Source organism: Variovorax endophyticus (genome assembly GCF_025376855.1).
Lineage (GTDB): Bacteria > Pseudomonadota > Gammaproteobacteria > Burkholderiales > Burkholderiaceae_C > Variovorax.
In genome coordinates, this window is sequence record NZ_JAHUTH010000002.1 from 205,877 (window position 1) to 222,664 (window position 16,788).

At 68.4% G+C, this 16,788-nt stretch carries 17 protein-coding genes; 8 read left to right on the forward strand and 9 right to left on the reverse strand.

Annotated elements, in window-relative coordinates; all coding sequences use genetic code 11:
* The first annotated feature begins 66 nt into the window (after nucleotides 1–66).
* On the forward strand, nucleotides 67–1,545 hold the full coding sequence (locus KV106_RS03695) for an amidase (protein ID WP_261206160.1): 1,479 nt from the start codon (nucleotides 67–69) through the stop codon (nucleotides 1,543–1,545).
* A 9-nt stretch (nucleotides 1,546–1,554) separates the two neighbouring features.
* Here the strand turns inward: KV106_RS03695 and KV106_RS03700 are convergent, their stop codons facing one another.
* Nucleotides 1,555–2,226, reverse strand: a complete 672-nt coding sequence (locus KV106_RS03700; protein ID WP_261206162.1) for an HD domain-containing protein — start codon at nucleotides 2,224–2,226, stop codon at nucleotides 1,555–1,557.
* A 345-nt stretch (nucleotides 2,227–2,571) separates the two neighbouring features.
* On the opposite strand from KV106_RS03700, the gene KV106_RS03705 reads away from it, so the two are divergent.
* A complete protein-coding gene (locus tag KV106_RS03705; RefSeq protein ID WP_261206164.1) occupies nucleotides 2,572–3,279 on the forward strand; it encodes an alpha/beta fold hydrolase in 708 nt (235 codons plus the stop codon).
* A 72-nt stretch (nucleotides 3,280–3,351) separates the two neighbouring features.
* On the opposite strand, the gene KV106_RS03710 is transcribed toward KV106_RS03705, so the two are convergent.
* Nucleotides 3,352–4,122 (reverse strand): SDR family oxidoreductase, encoded by a 771-nt coding sequence (locus KV106_RS03710; RefSeq protein WP_261206166.1) that lies wholly within the window; start codon nucleotides 4,120–4,122, stop codon nucleotides 3,352–3,354.
* 72 nt (nucleotides 4,123–4,194) lie between these two features.
* Nucleotides 4,195–4,965, reverse strand: coding sequence for an SDR family oxidoreductase (locus KV106_RS03715; protein ID WP_261206168.1), 771 nt, complete (start codon nucleotides 4,963–4,965; stop codon nucleotides 4,195–4,197).
* A 381-nt stretch (nucleotides 4,966–5,346) separates the two neighbouring features.
* On the opposite strand from KV106_RS03715, the gene KV106_RS03720 reads away from it, so the two are divergent.
* The 6 genes from KV106_RS03720 (at nucleotide 5,347) to KV106_RS03745 (ending at nucleotide 11,240) form a co-directional block, all read left to right on the forward strand.
* Nucleotides 5,347–5,991: a CGNR zinc finger domain-containing protein gene (locus KV106_RS03720; RefSeq protein ID WP_261206170.1), complete on the forward strand. Its 645-nt coding sequence runs from the start codon at nucleotides 5,347–5,349 to the stop codon at nucleotides 5,989–5,991.
* Between the two features lie 189 nt (nucleotides 5,992–6,180).
* On the forward strand, nucleotides 6,181–6,798 hold the full coding sequence (locus KV106_RS03725) for an amino acid synthesis family protein (protein ID WP_093346426.1): 618 nt from the start codon (nucleotides 6,181–6,183) through the stop codon (nucleotides 6,796–6,798).
* Between the two features lie 94 nt (nucleotides 6,799–6,892).
* A complete protein-coding gene (locus KV106_RS03730) occupies nucleotides 6,893–8,569 on the forward strand; it encodes an MFS transporter (protein WP_261206176.1) in 1,677 nt (558 codons plus the stop codon).
* A 76-nt stretch (nucleotides 8,570–8,645) separates the two neighbouring features.
* Nucleotides 8,646–9,569 carry a LysR family transcriptional regulator gene (locus KV106_RS03735; RefSeq protein WP_261206178.1) on the forward strand — a complete coding sequence of 308 codons (924 nt, stop codon included), beginning with the start codon at nucleotides 8,646–8,648 and terminating at the stop codon, nucleotides 9,567–9,569.
* A 44-nt stretch (nucleotides 9,570–9,613) separates the two neighbouring features.
* Nucleotides 9,614–10,513, forward strand: coding sequence for a dihydrodipicolinate synthase family protein (locus KV106_RS03740; protein ID WP_261206180.1), 900 nt, complete (start codon nucleotides 9,614–9,616; stop codon nucleotides 10,511–10,513).
* A gap of 217 nt (nucleotides 10,514–10,730) precedes the next feature.
* Complete coding sequence (locus KV106_RS03745; RefSeq protein WP_261206182.1) at nucleotides 10,731–11,240, forward strand: TetR/AcrR family transcriptional regulator; 510 nt, start codon at nucleotides 10,731–10,733, stop codon at nucleotides 11,238–11,240.
* A 13-nt stretch (nucleotides 11,241–11,253) separates the two neighbouring features.
* Here KV106_RS03745 and KV106_RS03750 read toward each other — a convergent pair whose 3' ends face one another.
* From KV106_RS03750 to KV106_RS03775, 6 genes are all read right to left on the reverse strand, one after another.
* Complete coding sequence (locus KV106_RS03750; RefSeq protein WP_261206184.1) at nucleotides 11,254–11,697, reverse strand: lipocalin-like domain-containing protein; 444 nt, start codon at nucleotides 11,695–11,697, stop codon at nucleotides 11,254–11,256.
* 57 nt (nucleotides 11,698–11,754) lie between these two features.
* On the reverse strand, nucleotides 11,755–13,158 hold the full coding sequence (locus KV106_RS03755; RefSeq protein ID WP_261206186.1) for an MFS transporter: 1,404 nt from the start codon (nucleotides 13,156–13,158) through the stop codon (nucleotides 11,755–11,757).
* A gap of 41 nt (nucleotides 13,159–13,199) precedes the next feature.
* Nucleotides 13,200–13,682 carry a VOC family protein gene (locus KV106_RS03760; RefSeq protein ID WP_208508640.1) on the reverse strand — a complete coding sequence of 161 codons (483 nt, stop codon included), beginning with the start codon at nucleotides 13,680–13,682 and terminating at the stop codon, nucleotides 13,200–13,202.
* A 27-nt stretch (nucleotides 13,683–13,709) separates the two neighbouring features.
* Complete coding sequence (locus KV106_RS03765) at nucleotides 13,710–14,738, reverse strand: zinc-dependent alcohol dehydrogenase (RefSeq protein ID WP_261206192.1); 1,029 nt, start codon at nucleotides 14,736–14,738, stop codon at nucleotides 13,710–13,712.
* Nucleotides 14,739–14,755: 17 nt separating this feature from the next.
* Nucleotides 14,756–15,631: a fumarylacetoacetate hydrolase family protein gene (locus KV106_RS03770; RefSeq protein WP_261206194.1), complete on the reverse strand. Its 876-nt coding sequence runs from the start codon at nucleotides 15,629–15,631 to the stop codon at nucleotides 14,756–14,758.
* Between the two features lie 136 nt (nucleotides 15,632–15,767).
* On the reverse strand, nucleotides 15,768–16,652 hold the full coding sequence (locus tag KV106_RS03775; RefSeq protein ID WP_261206195.1) for an SDR family NAD(P)-dependent oxidoreductase: 885 nt from the start codon (nucleotides 16,650–16,652) through the stop codon (nucleotides 15,768–15,770).
* Between the last annotated feature and the right edge of the window lie 136 nt (nucleotides 16,653–16,788).

A 16,788-nucleotide genomic window follows, 5' to 3' on the forward strand; every position in this document is an offset into this window, starting at 1 on the left:
GTCTTCGCTAGAGTGGGCGCACACGGGGCCCACGCCCCCTTTTTCTTTTCTCGACAGGAGCAACGGATGACTTTGGCAATGAGCTGGCAGGCATGGAGCGAACAGGACGGCGTGGGGCTCGCCGCGCTGGTGCGCAGCGGGCAGGTCACGCCGGCCGAGCTCGCGGCCCAGGCCAGCGCCGCCATCGCGCTCACCAACCCCGCGCTGAGCGCGGTGGTCGAGGTCTTCGACGACGTGGTGGCCGATCCGCTGGCCGACGGCATGAACCCCGCGGGCGCGTTCGCGGGCGTGCCCTACCTGATGAAGGACCTGGGCCCGACCATGAAAGGCCGGCTGCAGGAGATGGGCTCGCTGCTGATGAAGGGCCAGCGCGCCACCGCCGACACGCACCTGACGCAGCAGATCCGCAAGGCCGGGCTCAACATCATCGGTCGCACCACCACGCCCGAGTTCGGCGTCTGCAGCTCGGCCGAGAACCCGGCCGTCTACGTCACGCGCAATCCCTGGAACCTCGACTACACCACCTGCGGCTCCTCGGCCGGCACGGGCGCGGCGGTGGCGGCAGGCGTGCTGCCGCTGTCGCACGCCACCGACGGCGGCGGCTCGATCCGCATTCCCGCGGGCGTGAACGGCAACATCGGCCTCAAGCCCTCGCGCGGCGTGTTCTCGATCGCGCCGGCGCTGTCGGACCTCACGGGCCTGGTGTCGATCCAGGGCTGCCACAGCCGCACGGTGCGCGACACCGCGGCCTTCGTCGACCACTGCCGCGGCGGCGCGCCCGGCGAGTTCATGCCCTACTGGAAGGCCGACGAGCCCTACACGCAACTGATCGAACGCGACCCGAAGCCGCTGCGCATCGCGATGTCGCACGAGTGGGGCGATTTCCGCGCCACGCCGCACATCGTGGCCGAGCTGGAGCGCGTGGGGCGCTTCCTCGAGGGCCTGGGCCACCACGTCGAATGGGCGCTGCCCGCGGTCGACATCCGCGCCGCCTTCGCGGCCCAGACCACCTGCTACATCAGCAACTTCGCGCAGACCATCGAGGGCTTCCTCGCGCGTTTCGGCCTCGAGCAGCCACCGGCCGACCTGATCGAGCCGATCAACATCAAGATCTGGGAGGCCGGGCGCGACATCTCCTATGCCGAGCGCTTCAGGATGCAGACGGTGTTCAACACCACCGCGCGCGGCTTCGGCGCCTTCTTCGAGGACTGGGACCTCATCCTCACCCCGATCACCGCGCTGCCCACGCCGCGCGTCGGCACCACCGAATACCTCACGCTCAGCGACAACCCCTCGGTGCTCGACTGGTTCGACAACCTCTGGCAGAACTTCGCCTACACGCCGCTGGCCAACCTCTGCGGCATCCCGGGCATCTCGCTGCCGCTGGCCTTCAACGAGCACGGCCTGCCGCTGGGCATGCAGCTGCAGGCGAAGCAGGCCGACGACGGCCTGCTGCTGCAGCTCAGCGCGCAGATCGAGCGCGCGATCGGCGGCCGCTGGAACGATGGCCGCCGGCCCGGCGTGCACGTGACGACAGCCGGCTAGAAGCCATGCTCAGTGCCGGCAGCCCGGCACGCCGCAGGCGCCGTCGTTCCACGACGAGCCGAGGATCATCCCGCAGAAGTTGAGCCGCTTGTACGTGGGGTCCTTGAGCGCCAGCACGTCGGCCTTGACGTTGCCGAAAGTGGTCTCTGGCTTGAAGCGCGTGCCCTTGGCGAAGGCGTCGATGATGCCCTCCTTGAAGTCGGCCTCGCGCGGATGCGCGCGCACCACCGCCTCGCGCTGCTCGGTCGGAAAGGCGTCGTAGGCCAGGCCCAGCACGTCCATCTCGACACCCGCGGTGACCAGCGCCACCACCGGCTTCTTGTGCTGCGGAATGCCCGGCGTGGTGTGCAGCGCGATCGCATCCCACACCTGCTCGACCTCGGGCTCGGCGATGCCGTGGCGCACGAGGAAATCGCGCGCGGCATTGGCGCCGTCGACCTCGAAGCGCTCGGTCCTGCTGCTGTAGGGCGCCACCAGGCCCATGTCGTGGAACATCGCGCCGATGTAGAGCAGCTCGGCGTCGCAGGCCAGGCCGCGGCGCTCGCCGGTCAGCGCGCCGAACAGGAACACGCGCCGCGAGTGGTTGAACAGCAGCGCGGTCTCGGTGTCGCGCACCAGCTCGGTGGCCTCGCGCGCCATCTGGCTGTCGGGGATGCGGATGCCGGCGATGGATTCGTTCATGGGTTCTCCGGGAATCGGGGTTGGCGAAAGTGCGAACCCAGTGTCCGGCGCGCCGACGCCCCGTGCGCGCGGCCGAGGGGGCAGGGACTGCCAGATCGGGTGTGCTTCCTGCCAAAAGCATGGGGCAGGTCCCGAACAGGGGGCCGGACCGCGGGCACATCCGACACCCGCCTCACCTTCGCCATCTGTCTATCGAAAGCGATGCCGAGTCATTCGACACTCAACAAAGTAACCTTTCAAATAATCTCAAATAGGTTACTCAGAGGCATAATCGGTGGAGCGAAGAGACCGCCCAGCGGTCCGGATCGGGAGCACAGGAGCGGGAGTCGAACGAAGGAGCACAAGATGAATGATCGCGGTATGACCGCCGTGCTGGTCCATGGCGCCTGGGCCGACGGATACAGCTGGGCAAGGGTGATTGCGGGCCTGGAGCAGGCGGGCATCGAGGCCGTCGCGGCCCCGCTGCCGCTGACGAGCCTTGCCGACGACGTGGCCGCGTTGAAGCGCAGCCTCGCACGCATCGAAGGGCCGTTGATCCTGGTCGGGCATGCCTATGCGGGCGCGGTGATCGCGCAGATCACCGAGCAGCGCGTGGCGGGCCTGGTGTACGTGGCGGCGCTTGCGCCCGACGAAGGGGAAACGGTGCTGGAGGTCTTCGGACGCGCCGAGCCGCACGAGAAAGCGCCACGGCTGGCGCCCGATGGCGACGGATGGATCTGGCTTCCCGACGAAGCCTTTGCCGACGCATTCGCACAGAACGCCTCGCCGGAAGACCAACGCGTATTGGCGGCCGTGCAGCGGCCGATCTCCGTGTCATGCATCACGGTGCCCGTCGGACGGCCGCTGTGGAAGACCCGGCCCGCGTGGTACCTGGTGGCGCAGGACGATCGAATGATCGCGGCCTCGACACAGCGCTTCATGGCGCAGCGGATGCAGGCGGTCGAACGCTCGATCTCGGCCGACCATGCGCCGAGCGTGTCGGCGCCGGGCGAGGTCATCGGATTCATCGCCGACGCGGCCCGCGCGTTCGGCAGCGAAGCGACGCGCTACTGAGCGCTTGGACCGACGCGGCCCGATGTCCGCGGTGGCCGGCCGCACCGGCTCAGGGATATCGGGCTGCCCCGATCAGATCGACTTGATCTCGCCGCCGTCCATGCGCAGCACCGTGCCGGTCATCCAGCGGGCTGCCGGCGACACGGCGAAGGCGATCAGATCCGCGATCTCCTCCGGCTCGCCGAAACGCGCGATGCCCGAACTCGCGAGAACCGCTGCCTTGGCAGCGTCCAGGTCGAGATGGCGCGCGCTCGCGAGCTTCTCGATCATTCCCATGCGCCGGCCCGTCATGACCGCGCCCGGCGAAACGCTGTTCACTTGAACGCCATCGGCAATGCCGCGATCGGCGAAAGCCTTGGCCAGCGCCTCGATCGCCGCGTTGATCGTGCCCACGGCGGCAGACGCCGCCTTCGGCGCTTCCGCAGCAGTGCCCGAGATGAAGACGACGGCGCCTTTCGACGACTTCAACGCCTCCCACGCGCGCAAGGTGAGCCTGCGGGCGCCATGGAATTTCAGTGCCAGGCTGCTGTCCCATTGCGCGTCAGTCATCTCGAACAGGTCCAGTCCCGGGACCGCGCCGGCCACGTTCACCAGCGCATCGATTCTTCCGAACTGCGAGAGGGTCCGCGCCACGACCGTCTCCGCGGCCTGGGGATCGCCAAGATCGCCCTCGACGACGAGCGCCTGCGCGCCCAGCGCGCGCACCTGCGCCGCCACCTGCTCCAGTTGTTCCCCGCTGCGCGCGGCGAGCACGACGCACGAGAAGTTCCTGGCGAGCCGCAGGGCCGTGGCCTTGCCGATGCCCGAGCTCGCGCCCGTCACTATCACGACTGATTCCGACATTGGATGATTCCGGTTGTTGATAAAAACTTCGACCTGGGTGCCGCCGCGGCGAGGCCGCCCGACGGCCTCGAATCAGACGGCCTTGACCTCGCCGCCGTCCATGCGGATGGCCGTGCCGGTCAGCCAGCGCGCCGCCGGCGACACGAGGAAGGCCATCAGCTCGGCGATCTCCCGCGGCTCTCCGTAGCGGGCGATCCCTGCCTCCTTCGGGAAGCTCTCGAGCGCCTCGTCGAAGCTCATGCCGTGCGCTGGCGCCCAGTGCGCGAGGTACGAACGACGGCGCTCGGTCATGACGGGCCCGGGCAGCACGCTGTTGACGCGCACGCCGTCGCGGATCCCGAGGTCGGCGAATGCCTTGGCCAGCGCAACGATCGCGGCGTTCACCGTTCCCACGGCCGCATAGGAAGCCTTCGGGAACAACGCTGAGTTCCCGGAGGTCATGACCACGGCCCCGTTCGTCGCGCAAAGATGTTTCCACGCATGCACCGTCAGCCTGCGCGCGCCGTGCAGCTTCAGGCCGAGGCCCGCGTCCCATTGCGCGTCGGTCATCTCCAGCAGGTCCACCTGCGGCACCGCACCCGCGATGTTGACCACCGCATCGATCCGGCCGAACTCGCCGATCGTGCGCTCGACGACTTCGGCGGCAGCGGACGGCTCGCCCAGGTCCGAGACGACGACGAGGCTGGACGCCCCCGCGGCCTCGACCCGTTGTGCCGTCTGCTTCAGCTTCTCTTCGCTCCGGGCGACGAGCACTACCCGGCCGAAATCACTGGCCAGGCGGATGGCGGTCTCGCGCCCGATCCCCTGGCTGGCGCCCGACACGATGGCCACTGCGTTCTTCATGCGTTCCTCGCGTTCCTTGGATGGCTCCCTCCTCGCTTTGGGAGCTCCCGCGCCGGCCCGGCGCTCGGTGGCCAACCACCGCTCGAAACCCGATGCCTGTCGTCTGTTCGGCGCCGAGATTAAAGTCTTCTTAATAACCTGTCAAACTATATTGGCTAGGTTATTAATAATCTAATCTGCGCACTGCCCGCGGTGCCGTGCCGGAACCGCGGCGGGGGAAAATGCCAGGAACTTCGCTGTACCGGCATCCACCGATGTGCGCATTGCGACTGCAAGGAGCTTCGATCCCATGACCCATCGATACCCAATGAAATGCTCGATCCCGTGTGCCCACGCGCAACCGCGCCGAGGACTTCGCTGCCCGCGACCGGGAGATCGCGAATGAGCGAGGTCCGGCCCCCGCCGATGTTCCTGGCGGATTCGCCCGCACTCGACTTCCTGAATTCGGTGGCCGTCCCGACCGACACGCAGGTGGAGTGGCTCGGCTCGGGCGAGGACCTGTTGAACTGGCTGCGAGAGGCCGGCATGGTCGATCCGCAAGTGCTGCGAGAACTGGGCGAGGCGGCCGGTCCGGGCGAGCTGGATGCGGTGGCCGCGCAGGCGCGCGCATTGCGCGAGTGGTTCAGGGCCTTCGTCCGGCAGCACCAGGGCGCGCGGCTCACGCGCAAATCCTTCAAGGAGCTGGAAGCGCTGAACCGGCTGCTGGCGCGCGACGAGGCGTTCGAGCAGATCGAGATCGGCGACAAGGCGTCAGCCTCCGGGGACGAGCCCTCCGAGCTGGTATGGGTGCGCCGCCGCCGCTGGCGTTCCGCCGATTCGCTGCTGCTGCCGATCGCCCAATCCATGGCCGAGCTCTTGACGACCGCCGACTTCACCCACGTGAAGGCATGCGAGGGTCCGGCCTGCACGTTGATGTTTCTCGACACGACGCGTGGACGCATTCGCCGCTGGTGCAGCATGGCCGTCTGCGGCAATCGCGCCAAGCAGGCAGCGCATCGTTCGAAGCTGAGTTCGGAAAAGCGCTAGCGGCCTGTTCCGGTCATTCTTCCCTGCCAGCGCGCATCGACGTGCACCGCCAGGCCCAAAAAACGCAAGCCCGCTTGCGTTCTTGCAAACTGACAGAAGGGCCTCGCGAACCTAATCTCCGTCCGCCACTTCAGCCCCTGCGACGCAGGGACCGGGCGATTCAGCCACATCCACAGGACGGAGACCCCCATGAGCCCATCAACGCTCGAGACCATTCGACAGATCTTCGTGTTCGAGAGGAACACGCTCGCCGAGGGCGGCCGCGCCGCCGCCGCGCCCTCGCGCCACGTGGTCGCCGCCGCGATCTTCAAGAACCCCTGCGCCGGACGCGGCGCCGCGACCGATGCCGAGCTGGCCGACCTCGCGCAGCGCTCGGTCGAGATCGGCACGCTGCTGACCGAACGCGCGCTCTCGCACTTCGCGGGCGAGGAGAAGCCCCGCGCCTACGGCAAGGCCGCGCTGGTGGGCACGGCCGGCGAGTCGGAGCACGGCGCGGCCCTGATCCATCCGCGCCTGGGCCTGGCCATGCGCACCGGCCTCGGCGCGGGCCCCGCGCTGATTCCGGGCAATGCCAAGGTGTCGACGGCCGGCGGCTCGGTCGACCTGCTGTTCGGCGGCGCCGACGACGCCTGGGACTACGACGCCATGGACGGCATCACCCTCGCGATCCCGGGCGCGCCCGGCCCCGACGAACTCGTGCTGTTCGTCGGCTTCGGCACCGTGCGCATCAATGCGCGCGTGAAGGGCGCCAGCGCCGAGCAGGTCGCCAAGGTGGTGGCCGACATCCGGGCGCGCCGCCAGGCCTGAAGCGCCCGCCACCGGCCACGCCACGTGGCCGGCCAGGGAGGGAGCCCCCACCGGGCGGCCTCCTCCCTCCAGAACCAAAAGACAGGAGACAAGCATGGACATCCCCGCAACCCTGACGGGTGCGACACATCGCGCGGAAGGCAGGAAGGTCATCGTGGCCTCTTCCGTGGGCGCCGTCATCGAGTACTACGACTTCTTCCTCTACGGCTCGCTCGCGACCATCATCGCGAAGCAGTTCTTCTCGGCGCTCGACCCCTCGGCCGCCTTCATCTTCGCGCTGCTCGCCTTCGCCGCGGGCTTCATCGTGCGGCCGCTCGGCGCCGTGCTGTTCGGGCGCCTGGGCGACATGATCGGGCGCAAGTACACCTTCATGATCACGCTGCTGCTGATCGGCATCTCGACCTTCTCGGTCGGCTTCCTGCCCAACTACGACACCATCGGCGTGGCCGCGCCGATCATCCTGATCGTGCTGCGGTTGTGCCAGGGCCTGGCGCTCGGCGGCGAGTACGGCGGTGCCGCCACCTACGTGGCCGAGCACTCGCCGCCGCACAAGCGCGGCGCCAGCACGGCATGGATCCAGACCACCGCGACGCTCGGCTTCCTGCTGTCGCTGGTCGTGATCCTCGGCGTGCGCAGCACCATGTCGCCCGAGCAGTTCGACGCCTGGGGCTGGCGCATCCCCTTCATCATCTCGCTGGGCCTGCTCGTGCTCTCGGTCTACATCCGGGTCTCGATGAAGGAGTCGCCGGTGTTCCTCAAGCTCAAGGCCGGCAACGGCATCAGCAAGGCGCCGGTACGCGAGGCCTTCGGCGAATGGAAGAACCTGCGCATCGTGCTGATCTGCCTGTTCGGCCTGTGCGCCGGGCAATCGATCGTCTGGTACACCTCGCAGTTCTACGCGCTGTTCTTCCTCACGCAGATCCTCAAGGTGGATCCGATCTACGCGAACACGCTGTTCGCCACCTCGCTGGTGCTGAGCATGCCGCTGTTCATCTTCTTCGGCGCGCTGTCGGACCGCATCGGCCGCAAGTGGCTGATCATGATCGGCATCCTGGTGGCCGCCCTGTCCTACGGCCCGCTGTTCAAGGCGCTCACGCACTACGCGAACCCGGCGCTGGAACGCGCCCAGCGCAGCGCCTCGATCGTGCTGACGGCCGACCCGCGCGAATGCTCGTTCCAGGGCAACCCGATCGCGCGCGACGTCGACTTCCGGACCTCCTGCGACATCGCCAAGCGCGTGCTGGCGCAGAGCGCGGCCAGCTACGAGGTCAAGGACGCGGCGGCCGGCGAACTGGCGACCGTGACCGTCGGTGACCGGGCCATCGCCTCGGTGCAGGGACGGCTGGTCGCGAACGGCAACGCCTTCGAGCCCGCCAGCAAGGCCGAGATCGACGGCTTCCGCGCGCGGATCGGCGCCGCGCTCCAGGGCGCCGGCTATCCCACGACGGCCGACCGCGCGGGCATCGACTCGCCAATGGTGGTGCTGATCCTGCTGGTCTTCATGGGCTTCGTGGCCATCACCTACGGGCCGCTCGCGGCGCTGCTGGTGGAGATGTTCCCCGCGCGCATCCGCTACACCTCGATGTCGCTGCCCTATCACATCGGCGCCGGCTGGTTCGGCGGGCTGCTGCCGACCATCTCCTTCGCGCTCGTGGCCGAGCACGGGAACATCTATGCCGGCCTCGCCTATCCGGTCGCAGGCGCGCTCATGACCTTCGTGATCGGCGCGATCTGGCTGCGCGACACCAGGGAGACCCGGGCCGCGGCCTGAACCGCAAGCTTGCACCGATGGCGCCCGGGCCCACGCTGGACTAATGTCTTCGCTCCTTCGTTCAGCCTTCAACGCCATGGCCACCAAGCACCTGCCCCTGGATCAACTCGGATGGGACCACCTGCGCGCATTGCTCGAAGTCGCGCGCGGCGGTGCGCTCGCGCCCGCCGCGCGCAAGCTGGGCGTCGACCAGTCGACCATCAGCCGCCGCCTCGCGCAGGTGGAGTACAGCTCGGGCGGCACGCTGTTCCGGCGCGACCGCAAGGGCATCGTCCTGACCCCGTTCGGGCGGGAAGTGTTCACGAGGGTGGAGAAGATGGAAACGGCCTTGCACGAAATCCAGGGACTGACCGCCGACCGCTTCGGGCAGAACGCCGGCACCGTCTCCATCGCAACGATGGAGGGCGTGGGCGCGATGCTGATCTCGCGCGCGGTCAGGAAGCTGCACGAGCGCTTCGCGGCGATCGAGATCCAGCTCGCCACCACCTCGAACTACGTGGACATCGCGCGCCGCGAGTCCGACATCTTCGTGAGCTTCTTCGAGCCCCCGCCGAAGTCGCTGCACACGCAGAAGGTGGCCGACGTGCATTTCCATCTCTATGCCAGCGCCTCCTATCTCGCGGGCCGCGAGATCGCGCGGCCCGAGGACCTGGCGCAGGACTTCTTCATCGGCTACATCGACGACCCGATCTACCTGCCCTCGGCACGCTGGCTCGAGGAGTTCGTCGATGCGCCGCGCATCGGCTTCCGCGCGACCAGCATGTTCTCGCAGCTGTTCGCGGCGCAGGAGGGCCTGGGCGTGGTGCTGCTGCCTTCCTATGCCGAGGCCGAGTCCTTCGGGCTGATCCGGCTGCTGCCCGACCGCTCCGCGCGAGTGCCGCTGTTCATCAGCGTGCAGTACGACCTGCAGTACCTGCCCCATATCCGGGCCGTCTTCGACCTGCTCGCGCAGCTCATGGCAGAGAAGCTCGCGGCCCAGCAGCCGATGGCGCCGGCCTGACACCTATCGCTTTCTTTCCATCCACCCTTTGCTCATTCATTTCCATGAACAAGAAAATCCTCGGCATCGTTTCCTATCCCATCACCGCCTTCGACGAGCGCAGCGGCGCCGTCGACATCGAGACCAGCCGCCGCGTGGTCGAGCGGCTGGTGCTGTCGGGCTCCCATGCCATCGCACCGCTCGGCAGCACCGGCGAAAGCGCCTACCTGTCCGACGAGGAATGGGATGCCGTGGCGGAGGCGTCGATCGCGCAGGTCGCGAAGCGCTTGCCGGTGATCGTCGGCATCTCGGACCTCACGACCCGCAACGCGGTGCGCAAGGCCCGGTTCGCCGAAGCGGCCGGCGCCGACGCGGTCATGGTGCTGCCCGTGTCCTACTGGAAGCTCGGCGAGGCCGAGATCTTTCGCCACTACCAGAGCATCGCCGACGCGATCGGCCTGCCGGTCATGCTCTACAACAACCCCGCGACCAGCGGCGTCGACATGCAGCCCGAGCTGATCGTTCGCATCGTGCGGGACATCGCGAACGTGACCATGGTCAAGGAGAGCACGGGCGACATCCAGCGCATGCACCGCATCCGGCAACTGTCGACCGGCGAGATCCCGTTCTTCAACGGCAGCAATCCGCTGGCGCTCGAGGCCTTCGCGGCCGGCGCCGTGGGCTGGTGCACGGCGGCGCCCAACATCATTCCGGCCTGGCCCGTCGCGCTTTACGACGCCTGCCTGTCGGGCGACATGGAAGCGGCGCGCACGATCTTCTACGGGCAGCTCGAGGTGCTGCAGTTCATCCTCAAGGGCGGACTGCCGACGACCGTGAAGGCTGGGCTGCGGCTGCGGGGGTTCGAGGCGGGGGTGCCGCGGCTGCCGCTGCAAGGGCTCGACGAGGCACCGACCGGGCAGCTGCAGCGGCTGCTGAGGGAGCTGGATTCGCGAATGATCGCCTAGCCCGGGCCACGCGGAGCCCGGCCCGGCCGGTCCTATAAAGTTCAGCAGAATACGAGGCGTCGCCAGCCTTCGCCGGGCTGGCGAGCCTCCTTGCTTTCTTACAGTGGATCGGTCAATGCGCAAAGAAAAACCAGGGTCTCCTCCTGCGGCGGAAGAGGCCGCACCGCCCGAATCGGTCATGGGTCGCCCCCGCTCGCCCGAAGTCAGCGAAGGCATCATGCGGACCGCCCTCGAGCTGCTGGCGGAAAAGGGATTCTCGGGGCTCACGGTCAACGAGATCTGCGCCCGCTCGGGCGTTTCGCGCGCGAGCTTCTATCGTCGCTGGGCCAGCCCCGCGGATGCCGTGGCCGAGGCGGTCAACCAGGCCTTCCACTTTCCGATGGATTTCTCGGCCAAGACGCCGGTCGACTACCTGCTCAAGTTCGCGCTCGCGCTCGAACATGCCTATGCGCAGCCGCTCGTGACGCCGGCGGTGGGTTTCCTGATCGCCGAGATCAAGGCCCATCCCGATGCCTTCGAACGCACCCAGCAAGCCGTGCGCGTGCGCCGGGAAGCGGTCGGCAAGGCGCTGGAAACCATGGCCGAGCCGCTTCGCTGGGGCGATGGCCTGGACCTGGACCTCGTGCTCGTGATCCTGAGCGGACTGGCATCGAACGCCGCCGTGACCGGCAAGCCCTTGTCGCGCCGCGTCGTGAAGGCGTTGATCACGCGCCTCGTCGCAACCTAGAGGCCGCACTGCGTCAACCGATGCGCCGGCGCCAGCGCAGTTCGGCGTGGCGGCCTTCGCTGGGCGAGGGGCGCAGCACCAGCAGCTCGTTCTCGAACGCATAGCCGCGCCTGAGGGTCGTGCCTTCCCAGTCGGGCATCAGGCTGCATTCGACATGGTGGTCGACGATGGCACTGACCGCGTCCACCACGTACCGGCCGCTGTAGGCGATGTATCCGGTGAAGGCCTGCGCCAGCAGCCGCGGCTCCAGGTCCAGGCCGGCGATGCCTCGCGCGGTGCCCAGGCGCGGCCTGCCCGTGCGCATCAGCTGCGCGGCGACCGTTCCCTGCGCGGTATAGATGCCGGTCCCGCGCGGCCGCGGCCCCAGCGGTTCGATCACCTGGCCGTCGGCCAGGGTCACGCGGTAGCTCAGCAGGTCCCAGGTGCCCACGAGCTTTCGTGCATCGTCGCATGCCATCGCGTCTCCCCTTTCCCGGTCAGCATCATCTCGAGCCACGGCCCCGCGCCCCGTCTCTCACGGCCCGACCCTGATCCGCGACAGGCCCGCGAGGCCGAGCACCACCAGCCCGATCAGCGCGACGAAGCCGGCCTGCTGCGTCCCGAAATAGCTGGTCGCCAGGCCGACCAGGGCCGCTCCCAGCCACATGGTCACCGTGCCCGACAGCGCATAGAGCCCGAACCAGCCCGCCATGCGCTCGGGCGTTCCCAGCTGGGTCAACAGCACGCGGCTGGACGCATAGGTGCCGCACAGGCCCATGGCATTGATGCAGCTCACGAGCACGAAGAGGATCTCGGGCAGCGTCCTGAAGACCGGCCCGCTCCACAGGACTTCGGCCGCGTAGGCCTGATACAGGATCTTCCCGGGCCCGAAGCCCAGCAGCACGAGCTGGCATGCGATCACGATGACCAGCTCGATCTGGATGGCCCGCTTGGCGCCGAAGGCATTGTCCAGGCGCGTCGCCAGCAGGCCGCCCAGGGCGAGGAACACGCTGACGACGATCGCGAAGGTCAGCATTTCCAGCACCTTCCATCCCATCACGCCGGCCGCGTAGACGCCGCTGAAGACGAGGATCGTCGTGACGCCGTCGGTATAGACCATGCGCGAGCCCAGGAACAGCGCCATGCGGCGGTCCTGCCTGAGGTTCCTCAGCGTGCCGAGCAGTTGGTCCCAGCTGGCGGAGATGCCCCCGCCCGCCCGGCCCTTGGGCGCATCCCTGGTCAGCAGGAACAGCGGAATCGCGCCGAGCGCGAAGATCAGCGCGACGATGGGCGCGGTGATGCGCTCCTGCTCGTGCAACGCCCTCGACAGGCCGAACAGCGGTGCATCGGGCAGGAAGGCCATGGAGATCTTGCCGGGGAGCGCGAAGGCCCACAGCGAGAACGCGAGCAGCACGACGGCGAGGCCGTTGCCCAGGGCCAGCCCCAGGCCCGAGGTGGCCGAGGCCTGCGCCGCGGGTGCCGCATGGGAAAGCAGCGAGTTGTGCAGCACCTCGCTGTAGTGGAACAGCACGCTGATGAACGCGAGGAGCACGCAGGTGACGGGCACCGACAGCCCCGAGCCGTCGGGCTTGACCCACCACAGGCAGGCGATCAGCAGCACCATCGCGGCCGTGACCGCCGCGAGCCAGGGCTTGCGCGCGCCGAAGCGGTCCACGTGGGCCCCGAGCAGCGGGCTGGTCAGGGCCGCGAACAGGCTGAAGATCGTGGCCAGCTTGGCCACCAGCGCCTGGCCGCTCACCGCATCGCCGATGACCACGGTCGCGAAGTAGGGGATGAAGATGTAGACCTTGATCAGGGTCACGTAGGGCGTTCGCACGCCCTCGTAGAGCGCCCAGGCCAGCGCGCCGGCCGGCAGTCGCGTGGAAGGCGTGTCGGTCGACCGGACCGCGTCCGGTGAAGCCGCTGGAATGTGGGCCATGGTCTGCTCCGGGAATGGGGTGAACCGATGCGGGTGCTGAACTAGTAGCGCGGACCGCCGGCGGCGACGAGGGTGGCGTTGCGCGCGGCGATTTCCTCCGGCCGCCCCTCCAGGCTGATCGACTTGCGAAAGGGCTGCGCGACCTCGAGCCCCGTGGTCCAGTAGACCTCGAGCTGATTGCCCTCGGGGTCGAGGAAATAGATGCCGATGGCGTTGCCGTGCGTCACCACATACTGAACGCGCACGCCTTCCGCCTCGAAGACCCGCTGGTAGTGCTGCAGGGCCGCGGCGTCCTTGACGCGCCACGAGATCTGGTTGAGCAGCCGGACGTCGGCGGGCGCGGTCCGTCCGCGGGCCAGCACGAACTCGTGGTGTTCCACCTCCGGCCGCGACGACAGGAAGACCAGTCCGAGTTCGGGATCCTCGTCGGTGACGCGCAGCCCGAGCACCCGCTCGTAGAAATCGCGCATCCGGCCCAGGTCGTGGACATGCAGGCCGGCATGGCCCAGTTCGGCAATTCGCATGGCATTCTTCTCCTGTGGGTTCGACAGTCAGAGGGAGGGCGCGATCAGCACCTTGAGCTCGGAGCCCTTCGGGTCGACCAGGGCGTCGAAGGCGCCGTCGGTCTGTGCCAGGGAGACGACCGAGGTGACGAGCAGGTGCGCGGGCACGCGCCCCGACGCGAGGTGCTCCAGCGCCTCGTCCATGTCCGCCCGCGTGCAGCTCGCGGCGCCGACGATCTCGACCTCCTTCTGCACCACCGCGTACTGCGAGATCGACACCGGCTTCATCGGCACGCCCTGCAACACGATGCGGCCGCTGTAGTCCACGAGGTTCACGGCCAGTCCCGCCGCGTCCACATGGCCCGCGCATTCGAACACCGCCACCGGCCGCCTTCCGCCCAGCGCCTCCATGACCGCTTCCAGCACGTTCTCCAGGCCCACGGCGCTGAAGCCCAGCGACGACAGGCGCGCGCGCCGGCCCGGATTGGGGTCGACCAGCACCACGTTCGTGCTGCCGTTCGCGCGCAGCGCGCAGGCCGTCATCGCCCCGATCGGTCCGGCACCGAGCACGCAGACCGGATCATCGGGGCGCAGCGCCGATTTCCTGACGCCATGGACGGCGATCGCCAGCGGTTCCGCAATGGCCGCCTGGTCGTAGCTCAGCGCATCGGGTATGCGATGCAGCAGGTCGGCCGGGACCACCAGGTTCTCGGCATAGCCGCCCTGGGCCACGCCATGGCCCAGCGCGGCGTCCAGATGATCGATGCACAGGTGCGAGCGGCCGCTGGTGCACATCGCGCAGACCCCGCACGGCGTGCCGTGATGGAGCGCGACGCGGTCGCCGGGGTGCCAGGCCCGGACCTGCTCGCCCGCCTCGACGACCTCGCCCACGATCTCGTGGCCGAGGATGCAGCCGGCCTTCCAGCGCGGATTGGCGGCATTGGCGCGCGCATGCAGGTCGGTGCCGCAGATGCCGCAGCGCTGGACCCGCACACGCACGCTGTCGGGGCGCAAGGCGGCTTCGGGAATGTCGGTGACCACCATCTTGCGGTCTTCGGAAATCATGACGGCTTTCATGCGAATGGCTCCGTGGTTCATGGGCTGGAAAGAGATGCTTGTTCGCGACTGCCCGGTCCGGTCATCGGGTTGCGCAGCTCGCCCACGCCTTCGACCCAGGTGGTCAGCACATCGCCCGGCGCGAGGAAGCGAGGTGGGCGGCGGGTCGCGCCCACGCCCTGGGGCGTGCCCGTGAAGATCAGGTCGCCTGGATAGAGCGTGCAGTGGCGCGAGATGTATTCGATCAACGCCGGCACCGGAAAGATCAGATCGGAGGTGCGCGAGCACTGCATGCGCTCGCCGTTGACCGCGCAGCCGAGCTCGAGGTCGTCGGGGTCGGCAAACTCGTCCACGCTCACGACCGCCGGGCCCAGCGGCCCGAAGCCCGCGAGCGACTTGGCCATCGAGAGTTGCGGCAGCGGTCCCTGTCTCTGCATCGTGCGCTCCGACAGGTCCTGCCCCGCCGTGAGCCCCGCGACGAAGGACCAGGCGTCGGCGCGCGGCACGTCGCGGGCTTCCCGGCCCATGACCACGACGAGTTCCACCTCCCAGTCGACCCGCGCCGTCGGCAATGCCACGGCATCGCAGGGTCCCGTGAGGCAGCTCGGAAACTTGGTGAAGATCACCGGCACCTCGGGCGGTGCGACGCCGGCCTCGGCGGCATGCGCCCGGTAGTTGGCACCCAGCGCGAACACCTGGCGCGGCCGCGGTACCGGGTTCCGCAGCTTGTCGGTTGCCAGCGGCAAGAAGCACGCGGCATCGAGCGTGGCGGCCCAGGCCTGCAAGGCAGGCCAATACTCGAACGCCTGCTGCGGATCGTGGGAGAAGCGGCCCGACGAGGCCGTCTCCACGTCGACCCCGCGGCCACCGGCGCGCAGCAGCGTCGCGCGTCCGTCTAGGTTGGCGATGCGCATCGGAAATCTCCCATCGGTGTCATGAAGAAAAAGGAAAGAACCAGCCCGCTGCCGCCCCTGCACGGCACGAGCTTGCCAAGGCCCGTGCCCGCCGCGAAGCCCGCGGGGCGCACCGGCGATCGCAGCTGTCGGCTGGCTACCATGGCATCGAGATGCCGCCATTGGCGCGCATCGTCTGTCCGGAAACGAAGCCGGCGGCATCGCTGGCGAGATAGAGCACCTGCATGGCCACGTCGTCCGCGGAGCACAGCGTGCCGAGCGGCGACTTCGCGGCCCACCCGTCGAGGTAGCGCTGGCGCCCCTGCTCGTCGTCCTGATAGCGGCGCAGCGACAGCGCGCTCGGAATGAAGCTCGGCGCCACGGTGTTGACGCGCACGCCGCGCGGTCCCACTTCGGCCGCGAGCACCTTGCTCAACATGGACACCGCGGCCTTGGACACCGAGTAGCTGGCAATGGTGGCCGGCGCGATATCGATGGCTTCCGAGGACATGTTGACGATGGCGCCGCGCCCCGCCGGCAGCATGCAGCGCAGCGCCGCCTGGCAGCCGTAGAGCACGCCCTTGAAGTGCACCGCGAACATCTGGTCGAAGGCTTCCTCCTCCAGCTCCGCGACACGTTGCGAGCGGCCTGGAATGCCCGCGATGTTGCACATCACGTCGAGCCTGCCGAGGCGCCCGGCCGCGTCGTGCACCGCGGCATCGAAGGCCTTCCTGTCGCAGACGTCCAGCACGGCGGGTTCGCCGTCCACCGCGCGGGCGGTGGCCTGGGCCGCTTCCGGCGAGAGATCGGCACACACCACGCGGGCCCCGGCCTCTGACAGGGCCCTGCAGACGGCGCCGCCGATGGCGCCTCCAGCGCCGGTGACGAAAGCCACGCGGCCGTCCAGGCGCCACGACGGCGGCAACGAAGAGAAGGAAATGCCAACGGTTTCCAACACGATGTCCTTTGCAGGGAACCCGGGGAACAACGAGAAGCAGGTGTGGGTCGGCCACCGGCTCCAGTGCGTCGCATCGACGACCACTTACGAGTCAAACTGTATTGTTTGTTTTGCCAATCCGGGATGATCGATAACCCTATCATGGTATTCATCCATCCACTTTCGATTCATATTGTCTTGTAATTCGCAAAGCAAAGGATCTTCATCAACCCGTCCCAGA